Source organism: Streptomyces sp. NPDC104309 (assembly GCF_055584025.1).
The window spans coordinates 19369-33473 of record NZ_JBVJMV010000028.1; the positions used below are offsets into that span (position 1 = coordinate 19369).

Genomic DNA, 14105 nt, shown 5'->3' on the forward strand with positions numbered 1-14105 from the left:
GGCGTGCACGGTTACGGCGGGCTGCTGGGCAGGGGCATGCGGGCGGGAAGAAGGCGTCGGAGCAACGGGGTCAGAGCTCGACCAGCACCTTGCCCCGACTGGCTCCGGTGTCCTGGTAGAGGCTCCGGTAGGCGTCCGGGATGTTCTCGAAACCCTGGTGGAGGGTGTGCCCGCAGCGGATCTCGCCCCGCCGGACCCTGCCGCCGAGCTCGTCGTGGAGCGCGCGCCAGTTCTGTTCGGTGAACCACTCCAGCGAGAAGATGCCGCGCACCGAGGTACGGGGAAACATGATGTACGGCAGCAGCCTCGGCCCGAAGGCCTCCCGGCCCACCTGGGTGGCCCACTGCCAGCACACGGCCACCTGGCTGCCGACGTTGAGCATGGAGAACACGGCGTCGGTGACCGTGCCGCCCAGGTTGTCGAAGTACTTGTCCACCCCGTCCGGTGCGACCCAGGAGAGGGCTTCCCGCACCGCGTCGCTGCTGTCCTTGTGGCGATAGACGACGACCGCGTCGAATCCCAGCTCGTCGAGGTACTCCGCCTTGTCCGCCGTCGAGGTGGTACCCACGACCCGCGCCCCGGCGAGCTTGGCCAGCTGGCCGACCAGCGAACCGACGGAGCCGGAGGCGCCACTGATCACGACGGTGTCCCCCGGGCGGACGGACATGAACTTGGTCAGGGTGCCCCAGGCCGTCATCCCGGGACCGCCCATGACGCTCAACGCGGTGGGCAGCGGCAGCGCGTCGTCGTACCAGTTCGGATCCAGGCGGCGGAAGGCCGGGAAGACCATCGGGAACGTACCGGTCTGCCAGGGGGTCGCCGCGCCGTCGCTGATGAGATGGGTCCGCCAGCCGCCGAATCCCTGCACCAGATCGCCGGGGCGGTGGGCCGCCCGCGGACCCGCATCCAGCACCTCCATGATCGAGTCGGCCCCCATGTGGGCGCCGAGAGGGGTGTCCAGCGCGATGCCCTGGAGGTAGGGGTCCACCGATACGTAGCGCGTTCTCAACAGCATCTCGTCCGGGGCGAGGTCGACGTCGAGTTCCTCCTCGACCACCCCGTAGACCCGCTCGATGTCGGGGACGCCCTCGATGTGCTCACGTACCACCCATTTCCTGGTCCTCATCCTGTTCCCTTCCTGTCGACGAGGGACAACCGGTCGTCCGCCACAAACCGCGCCTCCGGTCGGGGGCCCACCGGAACGACGAGATGGGTCGGGGGCGGCCCGCTCTCGTCGACGGACGCGGTGAACGTCCTGCCGTCGTCCCGGCAGATGAACTGCATGACATGCCGGCCCGCCGCCGCCGCGCGGATCAGGCCGCCCGTCGTCGCCCACACGCCGGACTGGTAGAAGTTCCGCAGTCCCGGCAGGCCGGGGCCGTGTTTCTTGATGAGCGTCTCCAGCGTCTCCCCGCTCTCCACGAACGGCTGCCAGCCGAGCACCGTGCCGTCGTAGTTGCCCGTGTAGCGGACCTGTGTGAGCGGGCTGGACACATCGCGCACGGCGATCGCGTCGGTGATGCCGGGGTGGCGCCGTTCCAGGAACGCGACGAGTACGTCGCGGGCCCGCTTCTTGGCCGCGTAGTACCCGCGGCCGTGGCGTACCGGCAGCGTGTGGAGTCTCCGGCCGCCGCGCGTCCGGGTCGCCTGCTCCGGTCCTTCGTCCAGGGTCCGCCAGGGAGCGATGTCGCAGAAGTAGGTGACGTACGCGATGCTCGTCCCGCGCGGGGAGAGTTCCGGGTAGTGCCTGCTGCGGAACTGGACGTTGATGCTGGGGTGGCGGATTCCGGTCAGACCGGCGGCCTCCGCCTCGTCGAGCAGATAGGTCGTGCAGGGGTCGGCGTCCGGGAAGTCGCGGCGCAGGCCGAGAAAGAGGGTGAAGTACCCGGGGAACACCATGCCGGGCTGGTGGATGGTCCTGGTGTAGAGCCGGCGGTAGGCGTCGTTGAGGTAGCGGCCGCCGAGCAGGTCCATCATCGTGGTGCGGCCGTCGCAGGCCGAGACGACGATGTCGGCGCGCAGTTCGCTGCCGTCGCTCAGCCGTACGCCGACGGCACGGTCGTCCTCGACGAGCACCTCCTCGACCTTGGCGTTGTAGGTCACTTCGCCGCCGAGTCCGCGATAGCGCCGCTCGATGGACTCGGCCAGTCCGAGCGATCCGCCTTCGGGGACGCCGGCGGAGAGGTTCGCGTGCGAGGCGAGCTGGAAGTGGAAGGGCAGCACGGGGAACGCCGGATGCTTCTCGTACAGGATGAAGTTGAACGCCTCGCGCAGCAGGGGGTCCCGGAACCTGGCCGAGTAGTCGGCCATCAGGACGCTGATGGTTTTGCGTACGACGTTGAAGTACGGCACGAACGACGCCAGCATGCGCCAGCGCTCCGGCGTCGACATCAGTCCGACCGGCTTGAGGAACGGATAGACGGCGAGGCACTTGCGGAATGTGCGCAGTTGCTTGCAGAAGTCACGGATCAGAGCGGAGTCGGCGGGCGAGATGTCCGTCAGATGCGCTTGAAGCCGGTCGGGGTCGGAGTAGAAGTACACGGCCCGCCCGCACCGGCCGCGCACGACGTTGAACACATCGAAGTGCCGTACCTCCTTGCCCTGCAACGCGCCCAGCTCCAGCCAGATCTGGTGCATCTCGTTGCCGGGTCCACTGCCGAGGAGCCAGCTGACGCAGGGATCCAGCGTGAAATCGCCGCGGTCCCAGGCCGTGCAGCAGCCGCCCGGCAGCTCGTGCATCTCCAGGACGTGGGTGCGGTAGCCGTTCATCCGGGCGTAGCAGCCGGTGGACAGGCCGCCGAGCCCTGCGCCGATGATGATCATCGACTCGCGCCGGGAGCGCGACAGGAGCCTGCTCTTCCGTGTGTTCATGTGCGGGTGCCCCCGCTCGCGGACCATGGGTCGAGCTGGGGCAGGCGCCCCAGCTTCCCGGGGTGCCAGGGTTCCTCCCCACGGCTCTCGGACGCCGTGAATCCGCGTCCCAGCTCGTCGCAGAGGTACTGGACGACGAAGCGGCCGGTCGACGCGGCACGGATCAGGCCGCCCATGCCGACCCACTGTCCGGCCATGGAGAAGCCGCGCAGGCCCGGCAGGCGCATGCGGTCCTTGCCGACGAGCCCGGCCGCGATGTCGTCGGCCTCGGAGAAGGCCTTCCAGGCCAGGATGGAGCCGTCGTGGTTGCCGGTGTAGCGCCGGGTCGTCACCGGGGAGGCGACGTCGACCAGTTCGATGCGCTCGGCCGTGCCCGGCAGGCGGCGTTCCAGGAATCCTGCGACGAAGTCGGCCACTTGGCGCTTCTGTGCCCGGTACTCCCTGCGGTCGGCGCTGCGCAGCGCCCTCCAGTGAGCGAAGTCGCTGAAGTAGGTGCAGTGGACCACCGACCTTCCGGGCGGGGCGAATCCGTCCGAGTAGCGGGAGCGCAACTGGACCACCAGACTGCTCTGGAGAGCACCGGGCAGCCGCGCGGCGTCCTCGGGGGAGAGCAGATACGTGGTGCTGTGCGCCCGGTCGGGGCCCAGATCGCCCCGGATCCCGACGAAGGCCGAGACCACAGCGGGGAAGAGGGTGCCGGGGCGGTGCAGCAGGTCGTTGTACAGCTTGTCGATCCGCGGCCCGGTGAACCGGCCCTGCAGAAGACCGTGGATGGTGGTGTGGCCGTCGCAGGCGGAGACGACGTGGTCGGCGTAGTACCGTCTGCCGTTGCGCAGTTCGATGCCGATGGCACGTCCGTCCTCGACCAGGATCCGTTCGACCCGCGCGCGGTAGCTGATCTCGCCGCCCAGCGCCGTGTACCGCTCCTCGATCGACCGGGCCAGGCCCAGTGAACCTCCTTGCGGGAAACCGGCGTTGTGGTGATACGCGCTGGCCATGTTGAACAGGTACGGGAGCAGCGGGAACCCTTCCGGGTCCTGGAAGAAGATGTTGCGGAACGCCCGGCGCAGCAGCGGGTCCTGGAACCGGTCGGCGAACTCGTGCATGGGCGTCGACGCCGTACGCCAGAACAGGCGGAACGCGGGCAGGACGGTGCGCAGCGTCTCCACCCGCTCGCGTACGGTGCGCAGGGCCGGGGCGGTGAGGAAGGGGTACAGCTCGATGTCGATGAACCGCCGCAGATCGCGGCAGAACGACCGGATCGTCCGGGCGTCGCCGGGCGAGACGTCGAGCAGGTGGCGCTCCAGCCGGTCCGGGTCGTTGTAGAAGACCACTGACCGGCCGGTCTCGTCGACGACCCGGTTGAACATCTCGAAGTTGGTGATGGTCTTGCCGTCGAGCGCTCCCAGTTCGCGCCACACCTGGTGGGCGTCGTTGCCGGCGGCCGTGCCGATGAGCCACTCGATGCAGTAGTCGAAGATGTAGCCGTCGCGCGACCAGGCCGTGCAGCAACCCCCCGGCAGCACATGCTTCTCGAAGATGCGGGACCGCATTCCGTTCATCTGCGCGTAGCAACCGGTGGACAGGCCGGCGACGCCGGCGCCGATCACGATGACCCGGGGGCTGCCGTCCGCCTCCCGCTCACCGGAGCTCCACGCGTCGTCCCTGTCACCGGCCATCGGCGCCGCCCTCCTGGAGGATGCCGCGCACCAGCTCGGCGTTGCGCGCCACGTGCTTGGGGTCGAGCATGTCGGCGTGGATTCCGGAGCCGCGCAGTACGGCCGTGGCCGTGGTGGAGCTGCCGTGCCAGGTGCCACGTGCGCCTGCGGCGTAGAGGGCGGTCTTCTCCTCGTCCGTGACCACGCTGACGGTGGCGCGAACCGCGCCGAGGTTCGGCGTGCGGCCGCAGAACGCCAGGTACTCCGCGGCGTGTTCGAGGGTTTCGCGAGCGACGATCTCCGACCCGGTGTGCTTGCGCAGGTGTTCGGCCAGTTCCGCCTCGAAGATCTCGAAGTGCTCGCGGCCCGGTGCATAGGGCTCCAGGATGCGGTGCGAGTCGAGGACGATCACGTGGGCGACGTCACGTCCCCGGCACTCGAGTTCCTTGGCCACCTCGAACGCGAGGTTGCCACCGAGGGAGTAGCCGAGCAGCAGGCAGCTGCCCTCGGACCGCAGGGATTCGACGAGGTCGGCGTAGTGGCCCACCTTGTTCTCGCCAGGGACGTAATTGAAGGCGATCAGACGGTAATCGGGCAGTTGGGCGGCGAACGCCCGGTAGACGAGGCCGTGGCCGCCGGCTGGCGGGAAGCAGAACACCGTCCGCTCCCGGTCGCCGTTGAAGCTCAGGCAGGGCAGGTCGTCCGAGATCCCGCCGGTGGCGAGACGCTCCACCGTGGCGGCCATCCCGTGCAGAGTCGTGACCTGGTACAGCAGACTCACGGGAATGGCCACGCCGAATTCCTGCCGGAGTCGGTGGATGAGCTCGATCAGCTTGATGGAGCTGCCACCGGCCTCGAAGAACTCGTGCGTCGGGTTGACCCGTTCCAGTCCGAGCAGTTCCTTCCAGTGCCTGGCCATGCTCGCCTCGAAGGGTGTGGTGAGCTTCTCCTCGGGCTCCTCCCGCGCGTCGAACCGGGGCGTGGGGAGACCGGCGATGTCGACCTTCCCGTTGGCGGTCAAGGGAAGTTCCGGCAGGGTGACGAAGTGGGAGGGGACCATGTACGCGGGCAGCAGCCCCGCGAGGCGCCGACGGAGCGCGCGCCGGTCGAGCGCTGCTCCTTCCACCGGAACGCAGTAGGCACAGAGCACGTCCTCGCCCCTGGCGTCGGGGCGCACCGCGACGACCGTCCGGGCCAGCTGGGGCCACCGGGCGAGGTGGGCCTCGATCTCACCGATCTCGATCCGGTGGCCGCGGAGCTTGACCTGGTCGTCGACGCGCCCCAGCAGATGGACCGAGCCGTTCACGTCCCAGCGTGCCGCGTCGCCGCTCCGGTAGAGACGTTCGGGTTCGGCGCCGGGCTCCCGGCTCAGGGTCCGGGTCACGAAGCGCTGGGCCGTCTGCGCGGGGTCGCCCGCGTAGCCGAGCGCGACGCCGTCTCCGCCGATCCACAGTTCGCCCGGCACGCCGGGCGGCACGGGTTCGCCGTGCTGATCGAGCACATGGAGCGTGCTGTTGCTCAGGGGGCGTCCGATCGGCACCGTCCGGCCGGGTTCCAGGTCGTCGACGGGTCCTTCGAAGCAGGCGCTGTCGATGGTGGCCTCGGTGACCCCGTAGGAGTTGATCAGGCGGGTGCGCGGTCCGCACAGCTCGCGCAGACGTCGGTACTCCCCCACCTTCCAGGCGTCGGAACCTACGACGAGCAGACGCATGAAGTCCAGCCGGTGGCCCTCTCGTTCGCAGTGGTCCATGAGTCCGCGTACGACGGCGGGGACGAACTCCGCGCAGTCGACGTGTTCCTCTCGCATGGTCCGGTGGAGACGTTCGGTGTCGAAGAGCAGGTCCCGGTCGACCAGGACCAGGTTTCCGCCCGAGCACAGGGCGCGTACCAGGTCCCCGGTGAAGACGTCGAACGAGGGGGCCGCCATCTGGAGGTGCACCCGCACGTCACGGTCCAGCCGGTACTCCTTCAGCCACGCTCCGTACGCCGAGGCGAGGTTCCGGTGACTGACCTGCACGGCCTTGGGGTGCCCGGTCGAACCGGAGGTGTGGACGACGTACGCGGGCGAGTCGAGGCCGGAAGTCTCCTCGGCGCCGGGCGCGGGCGGCCGCCGGTCGTCCGGGGCGGGCTCGGACTCGTACAGCTCCCGCAGGGTCAGCGTCTCGGCAGGCAACCCCGGCATCCGGTCGCGGCAGACATCGTCCTCGACGAGCACGAGGGTGGCGGACGCGGTCCGCACGGTGTGGGCGACCCGGTCGGCCGGATGGTCGGTCGGGACCGGGAGGTAGGCGCCTCCGGCCTTGAGTACCGCCAGCAGTACGACGACGAGGTCGGACGTCTTCTCCAGGCACAGCGCCACCACCGACCCGGCACCGGCTCCCCGTCCCCGCAGCCGCCGGGCCAGTTCTCCGGAGCGGCGGTCCAGTTCCGCGTACGTCAGCCGAAGAGCCGTCCCGTGACGGGCCGGGACCGTAACGGCGACGGCGTCCGGGCACCGGGCCGCGACCTCTGCGATCAGCTGGTGCACGGGGCGGAACCGGCTCTTCTCCCACTCCCCCGCACCGGCTGGCGGAGCAAGGTGCCCGGCGCCGCTCCACTCGCGGACCAGCCGTTCACGCTCCTGGGCGCCGAGCATCTCCAGCCGGGTGATGGGCCGTTCGGCCGGTGCCCGGGTCATGCTGTCGAGCAGTGTGGTGTAGTGCGTTGCCATCCGCCGCATGGTCTGAGGAAGGAACAGGTCGGTGTTGTACTTGAGGACGCAGTGGAACCGACGCTCCGCCTCGTCCTCGTAGACGGAGAGCGTGACATCGAACTGCCCTTCTTCTTCCGGGAGTTCGATGTACTCCAGCCGATAGCCGTACTTCTCGGTGGCGACCTTGTGGGTCAGCAGGATGAACATCGCCTGGAACACGGCGGAACGGCTGGGATCGTGCTGGAGCCCCAGCTCGTCGACGAGCAGGACGAACGGGTACTCCTGGTTGTCGAGGCCGCCCAGCACGGTCGTGCGGACCCGCTGCAGCAGGTCGGCGACCGATGGTTCGCCGGACAGGTCCGCGTGCAACGGGAGCGGGTTGACGAAGTAGCCGTAGACGGAGGCGAACTCCTGGTCGGTCCGGCCGGTCACGGGACTGCCCACGATGACGTCGTCCTGGCCCGAATAGCGCTGGAGCAGTACGTAGTAGGCACTGAGCAGCACCATGAACGGGGTCACGTCGTGCTCGCGGGCCAGAGCGTGCACCCGGGCCGTGAGAGCCGTGTCCAGCACGAAGAACTCCGAGGCGCCGTTGTGTGTCTGCACGGCCGGGCGGGGCTTGTCGGCGGGCAACTCCAGGACCGGCACCTCGGCAGGCAGGTGCGAGCGCCAGTAGTCGAGCATGCGGTGCGCCGCCGACCCGGCCAGGAAGCGGTTCTGTGCGTTGAGGAAGTCCAGATACCGGGCCGTGACGGGCGGCAGCGAGGGCGCACGGCCGTGCCGCAGCCCCTCGTACACCGCGAGGAGTTCCTCGATGAAGGTGAACGTCGAGATCGCGTCGGAGACGATGTGGTGGACCGCCTTCATGATCACCCAGCGGTCGGGGCCACGCTTGAAGAGGCGGAAGCGGAACAGCGGGTCGTGTTCGAGGTCGTACGGCCTGCGGTACTGGGCCACGATCGTGCGGTGGATGTCCTCCCACTCCTGGTCCTGTACATCGAACAGCGCGACGTCCGGGCTCCGGTCCGTGGACACCTGCTGCACCGGCACGCCGTCCACGGTGAGGAAGTTCGTCCGCAACGCGGGGTGACGCTGCACCAGGCGGCGGACGGCCTCGAACATCAGGTCGGGTTCGAGAGCGACACGGACCTCGACCGCGCCGCCGATGTTGTACGCGTAGCCGTCGGGATCCAGCTGCCTGAGGAACCACAGGGCCTTCTGATTCTGCGTCAGCGGATGGCGCAGCTCGTCGTCGAACACCTCCACCGCGGCCTTGTCGTCACCATCGGTTTCGAGCGCCACCGCTTCGGTGAGCCCGTCGTGGAGCTGTCCGATCAGCTCGTCGACCGGAGTGCCGCTCAGCAGGGCCACCACGGGCGGAGCGACGCCGAGTTCGGAGACGAGCCGGGCGCGCAGCTCCATTGCCAGGAGTGAGTCGAGTCCCAACGCGTTGAGGCCTGCCCGCGGGTCGATGCGGTCGGGCCCCGTCCGCAGCACCGAGGAGGCCACTTCGGTGAACCGCCGGGTCACCAGCGTCAGGCGCTCGGTCGCGTCCGCGTCGCGGAAGGTGTCGAGGATGCCCTCACCCGCGGCGTCGCCGGTGCCGGTGCCGGCCGTCGCCGCGAGGTCGGCCACCAGCGCGGGCGGCGAGGCGTACCAGGCCAGGAACACCGGCCAGTCGACGACTGTGGCGACGAGCAACTGGGCCCGGTCCTGGCCGATGACACGCTCCAGGACCGCCATGCCGGCATCCGGTGAGAGCGAGCTCATCCCGCGGCTGCGGAGGTAGTGGTCGACGAGCCCGAGCTCTTCGATCATGCCGGTGGCCCACGGTCCCCAGTCCACGCTCAGCCCCGGCAGACCGAGTGCCCGCCGGTGCTGGGCCAGCGCGTCCAGGAACGCGTTCCCCGCGGCGTAGTTGGTCTGGCCCGCCGTGGTCAGCAGGGAAGCGATCGAGGCGAACAGGACGAAGTGGTCGAGCGGTTCGTCGCCGAGGTGCCGGTGGAGCAGATACGCGCCGATGGCCTTGGGATCGTGGGCCTCGGCGAAGGTTCGCCGGTCCATGTCCGTGACGAGTGTGTCGCGTACCCGGCCGGCCAGGTGGAACACCCCTCGTACGGGCAGCGGGGAGGTGCGCCGACGCGCGTCGAGCCAGGCCGTGAAAGCGGTCTCGTCGGTGATGTCGAGGGGGGCCAGGACGACGCGTGCCCCGAGCGCCTCCAGTTCCTTGACGAAGGTCACGGCACGGCCCTCGGCGGTGTCGGGGTCGAGACCGCGCCAGGCGGAGCGCTCCGGGAGGGCGGTGCGTCCGATCAGGATCAGACCGCGCGCCCCACGTCGTACGAGTGTCCTGCAGAGCAGTCTGCCGAGCGCTCCGAAGGCGCCGGTGACCAGGTAGTCGGCGTCGGCGCGCAATCGCAGCGGAAGGGGACGCGTCAGCCCTTCGGCCCGCCGCACCCTGCTGGTGAGGCGGTGGTCGCCGCGCAGCGCGATCTCTTCCTCGTCGTCCGTGAGGACCTCGCGCAGCAGCGCTTGGGCATCGGCCCGGCATCCCTCGTCTCCGCGTCGGCCGGGATCCAGGTCGATCAGTTTGCCGCGGTGGGAGGTCAGCTCCTGATGCCTGAGCACCCGGCCGATCCCCCATGCCGGTGCCCCCAGGGGTTCGACGGTCTCGCCGGGCTCCACGTGCTGCGCGCCACGCGTCACGATGTGCAGCCTGCCTTCGGCCCCGTGGCCCAGCAGTGTCCGGGCGAGCGTGATCAGTGAGTAGGCGCCCGTGCCGCTGTGCCGTACGAGGTCCTGCCGTGAAGTCCCGGCGAGCTGCGGCAGGTCGAGGTTCCACAGATGCACGATGGTCCCGAAGGAAGCCGCACCGGTCCTGCCGTTCGCTCCTTCCTGGTCGTTGCCCCGGTCCTGGCCGCCCTCCCCCAGGTCGGCGAAGAGCCGTTCCAGATCCGCGGCGGATCCCGGCACGACCGTGGACTCCCGTCCGTCGTCGCTCGTGTGGTACGCATCGCCGGGACGCACGAGACAGCAGCGCTCGCCGCGCTCGGCGAGCAGGGCGCTCAGAGCATCGCCGACGCCCTGCCGATCGGCGAACACCAGCCAGTCGGCGCCGCCCTGTGAGGCGGCTCCGGCCCCGACCTGGGCCTCGCCCTCGTACGGGCCGTTGCCCTCGGCGGGATAGAAGGGCCTGTCGATCCACGTGGTCTCGGCGAGCCAGGAATCGATCGTGCCGAGACCGACCGTCGTGGACGCCTTCTCCACATCGGCTGCGCGAAAGCCACCGATGCCGCCCAGGGGTTCGCCGCCGTCCGCGTAGAGGGCCATGTCCCCGACGAGCTCATCCGCGTCGCCGCGGGTCACCGTGGCGTGCACCCAGATCGGCCGGTTCCCGACCGGGGCGAGGCACACCTCGTCGATGGACAGGGGCAGACGGATACCGGAGGTCTGCCGGTCCGCGCCGCCGTCGAGGAGTTGCGTCGCGAGCAGGGACTGGAAGCAGCCGTCGAGCAGTACGGGGTGGATGTGGTGCCGGGCCGCGTCGTCTCCGATCACCGCGGGCGGGCGGAGCCGGGCGAGGACTTCGCCGGATCCGATCCACACCTCTTCGATGGTCCGGAACGCGGGGCCGTAGTGGTACCCCAGAGCGGCCAGCTCCGTGTAGCAGTCCGCGCCGTCCAGCCGGCGTCGGCAGCGTGCCGCGAGAGCCGCTGTGTCCACGGGCGGGCCGGCCGGACGCGGCTGCCCGGAGCGCACGACACCGCTCGCGTGCACCGCCCGCTCGCCCTCGCCCTCCTGTGCCGAGGCGATGGTGAACGCCGCGTTCTGCGGCGAGAGCGTCAGGCGTACGGCCCGGTCCTCGCCCTCGGGCAGGAAGAGCGCTCTGAGGAGTTCGATGTCCGTGAGTACGACGTGGGTGCCGCCGGTCAGGGAGCGGACCGCCTGCACGGCCATCTCCAGGTACCCCGCCGCCGGGAAGACCACGGTCGACTGGATGCGGTGGTCGTCGAGGTAGGGCAGCCGCTCGGTGTCGAGCGTCGTGTGCCACGTCGGTTCCGTGTGCGTCGTGCGGCGGCCCAGCAGGGGATGCTCGGTCCGGCCGAGGCGGACGTGCGCGACGGGGCCGGGCTCGGTCCAGTAGCGGTCGCGCTTCCATGGATAGCGGGGCAGGGCCACCGGATTGCCCACCGGGTGCAGGGCGTCCCAGGCGACGGGGACGCCGACGTTGTGCAGCTCCGCCAACGACGTCGCGAAGCGCTCCGGCTCGTTCTCCCGGCGGCGGATCGACGGAAGGGTACGCACGGCCGCCCCCCTGCCGTCGAGGCACTCACGGATGGAGTGGCCGAGCACCGGATGCGGACCGATCTCCAGGAACAGCCCGAACCCGTCGTCGGCGAGCCGGTCGACGGCCGAGCGGAAAAGGACCGGGTGGCGGACGTTCCTCCACCAGTACTCCGCGTCCAGCTCGCTGCCGTGCGCCGTGCCCTCCTGAGCGGTCGGATACAACGGAACCATCGCCGCCCTGGGTTCGAGCCCGGCCAGGGATGTCAGCAGCTCGTCCTTGATCGCCTCCATGCCCGCGCTGTGGTACGGGACCTGTACCGTCAGGAGCTTGGCGAAGATCTCCTCGGACCGCAGCACGTCCGCCAGTTCGGCCAGTGCGTCGCGGTCCCCGGCCAGCGTCACCGCCGAGGGACTGTTGACCGCGGCCACGGACATCCGGTCCCCGTACGCCGCCGCCCGGTGCCGCGCCTCCGCCTCGGGCAGGCTCACGGCGAGCATGGTGCCGGTCCCGGTCAGCCGCTGCTGGAGCCGGCTGCGGTGCACCACGATCCTCGCCGCGTCCTCCAGGGTGTAGACGCCCGCTTCGTAGAAGGCGGCGATCTCGCCGGTGCTGTGGCCGACCACGGCGTCCGGCCGCACACCGTACTGGCGCCACATGGCCGCGAGCCCTACCTGGACGGCGAAGTTGGCCGGTTGAGCGAGCCATGTCTCACCCATGCGCGAATCGGCTTCGTCTGCCGTCATTTCCTCGATCAGGGACCAGTCCGCGAACGTGCGGATGGCCTGATCGCAGCGGGTGACCGCCTCCCGGAACACCTCGTCGCCCTCGAACAGCTGGCGGCCCATCCCCCACCACTGCGGCCCCATGCCGGTGAACACCCAGACCAAACCGCGCCGTTCGGCGTCGAGCTGCCTGCCTTCGACGGCCCGGGGGTGGGGTTCGCCCCGATGGAAGGCGGCTAGCCCCTCGTCCAGTTCGGCGCGTGAGGAGTACACGACGGAGAGCCGCGATTCGAGGTGCTGGCGGCGACGGGCGAGCGTGTAAACGAGGTCGGGCAGCGACACCTCGGGACCGTGGGCCCCGGCCAGTTCGCGACGGATGCCCGCCGCCACCTCGGGCAGGACGTCCGGGGTCCGGGCGGTCAACGGAAGGATGTTCCAGGCCCGTTCGCGGGGAACGGCCGGCCGCGCCTCTTGCCCGGGCGCCTCCTCCAGTACGACATGGGCGTTCGTGCCGCCGAAGCCGAACGAGTTCACTCCCGCCCGTGCGGGGCCCTCGTGCTCGGGCCAGTCGGTCGGCTCGGTCGGAATCCGGTACGGGGAGGCCTCCCGGTCGATGGCGGTGTTGATCCGCTCCAGGTTGATGTGGGGCGGGATACGGCGGTGCTTCAGGCAGAGAACGGTCTTGATCAGCCCGGCGATGCCCGCTGCCGCTTCGGTGTGCCCGATGTTCGTCTTGACGGACCCGACGTAGCAGGGGGCACCGGGTCTGCGTCCCACGGCGAGCGCCCGGCTCAGCGCGTTCGCCTCGATCGGGTCGCCGACCGGGGTCGAGGTGCCGTGCGCCTCCACGTACTGCAGGGCGCCGGGGGTGATGCCGGCTGTGGCGCAGACGCGTTGGATGAGGTCGGACTGGGCGTCCGCGCTGGGCACGGTGATGCCATTGGTGCGGCCGTCCTGGTTGACCCCCGTACCGATGATCACCGCGTGGATGGGATCGCCGTCACGGACGGCGTCGTCCAACCGCTTGAGCGCGACCATGCCGACACCTTCGGCCCGTACGTAGCCGTTGGCGGCGGCGTCGAACGTACGGGAGCGGCCGTCGGGCGACAGGAATCCGCCCTTCGTCTCGGCAATGGTGTACTGGGGCGCCATGTGCAGCAGGACGCCACCGGCCAGTGCGAGATCGGTCTCCCGGTTGTTCAGGCTCTGGCAGGCGAGGTGCACCGCCACCAGGGAGGAACTGCAGGCGGTGTCGATCGACAGGCTGGGGCCCCGGAAGTCGAAGCAGTGCGAGAGGCGGTTCGAGACCATCGTCATCATGGTGCCGGTGGCGGTGTGCGCGGCCAGTGAGGAGAAGCCCAGGTCGGAGAACTGGAGGATCTTGTAGTCCAGTGTGAACGCGCCGACGAACACGGCGGTGTTGCTGCCCGCGAGTTCCGAGGGCCGCTGGCCGCCGTCCTCCAATGCCTCCCACGCCACTTCCAGCAGTTTGCGCTGCTGCGGGTCCATATGGTCGGCCTCGCGCGGGCTGATACCGAAGAAGCCGGGGTCGAATTCGTCGAAACCCTCGATGTATCCGCCTCGGCCACCGATCAGACGTCCGGGTTTCTCCTTGAACCGGCTGGCGAGCGTCGAGACGTCGTAGCGGTCCGCCGGTGTGGGGGTGACGCAGTCCTTGCCCTCCATGAGGTTCTGCCAGTAGGCGCGGTGGTCCGATGCACCGCCGGGCAGCCGGCAGCCCATGCCGATGATCGCTACTTTGTCGCTCACAGAGGCACTGTTCACGTCGGGCAAGGTTGTACTCCTCAAGTCGTGGCGCCGCGACACGGCATGGATGCGAGAGGGGGTGCGGTAACCCGGAAAGGAGAGGCAGC

General features: G+C 69.8%; 4 protein-coding genes. All 4 read right to left on the minus strand.

Annotated features, from left to right (window positions below):
* Nucleotides 1-70 precede the first annotated feature (70 nt).
* Genes ACZ68L_RS31670 through ACZ68L_RS31685 form a run of 4 tightly spaced genes read right to left on the minus strand, consistent with a single transcriptional unit; the run spans nucleotide 71 to nucleotide 14025 of the window.
* Nucleotides 71-1126, minus strand: a complete 1056-nt coding sequence (locus ACZ68L_RS31670; protein ID WP_469583696.1) for an MDR family NADP-dependent oxidoreductase — start codon at nucleotides 1124-1126, stop codon at nucleotides 71-73.
* Nucleotides 1123-2871 carry a phytoene desaturase family protein gene (locus ACZ68L_RS31675; RefSeq protein ID WP_469583699.1) on the minus strand — a complete coding sequence of 583 codons (1749 nt, stop codon included), beginning with the start codon at nucleotides 2869-2871 and terminating at the stop codon, nucleotides 1123-1125. Before ACZ68L_RS31675 ends, ACZ68L_RS31670 begins: the two co-directional genes overlap by 4 nt.
* Nucleotides 2868-4550: a phytoene desaturase family protein gene (locus ACZ68L_RS31680; protein ID WP_469583701.1), complete on the minus strand. Its 1683-nt coding sequence runs from the start codon at nucleotides 4548-4550 to the stop codon at nucleotides 2868-2870. The genes ACZ68L_RS31675 and ACZ68L_RS31680 overlap by 4 nt, the downstream gene beginning before the upstream one ends.
* A complete protein-coding gene (locus ACZ68L_RS31685) occupies nucleotides 4540-14025 on the minus strand; it encodes a non-ribosomal peptide synthetase/type I polyketide synthase (protein WP_469583704.1) in 9486 nt (3161 codons plus the stop codon). The genes ACZ68L_RS31680 and ACZ68L_RS31685 overlap by 11 nt, the downstream gene beginning before the upstream one ends.
* Nucleotides 14026-14105: the final 80 nt, after the last annotated feature.

Bases quoted from the DNA above. Each gene is read 5' to 3' on its own strand.
- ACZ68L_RS31675 (WP_469583699.1), bottom strand. From the start codon at position 2,871: ATGAACACACGGAAGAGCAGGCTCCTGTCGCGCTCCCGGCGCGAGTCG.
- ACZ68L_RS31680 (WP_469583701.1), bottom strand. From the start codon at position 4,550: ATGGCCGGTGACAGGGACGACGCGTGGAGCTCCGGTGAGCGGGAGGCG.
- ACZ68L_RS31670 (WP_469583696.1), bottom strand. From the start codon at position 1,126: ATGAGGACCAGGAAATGGGTGGTACGTGAGCACATCGAGGGCGTCCCC.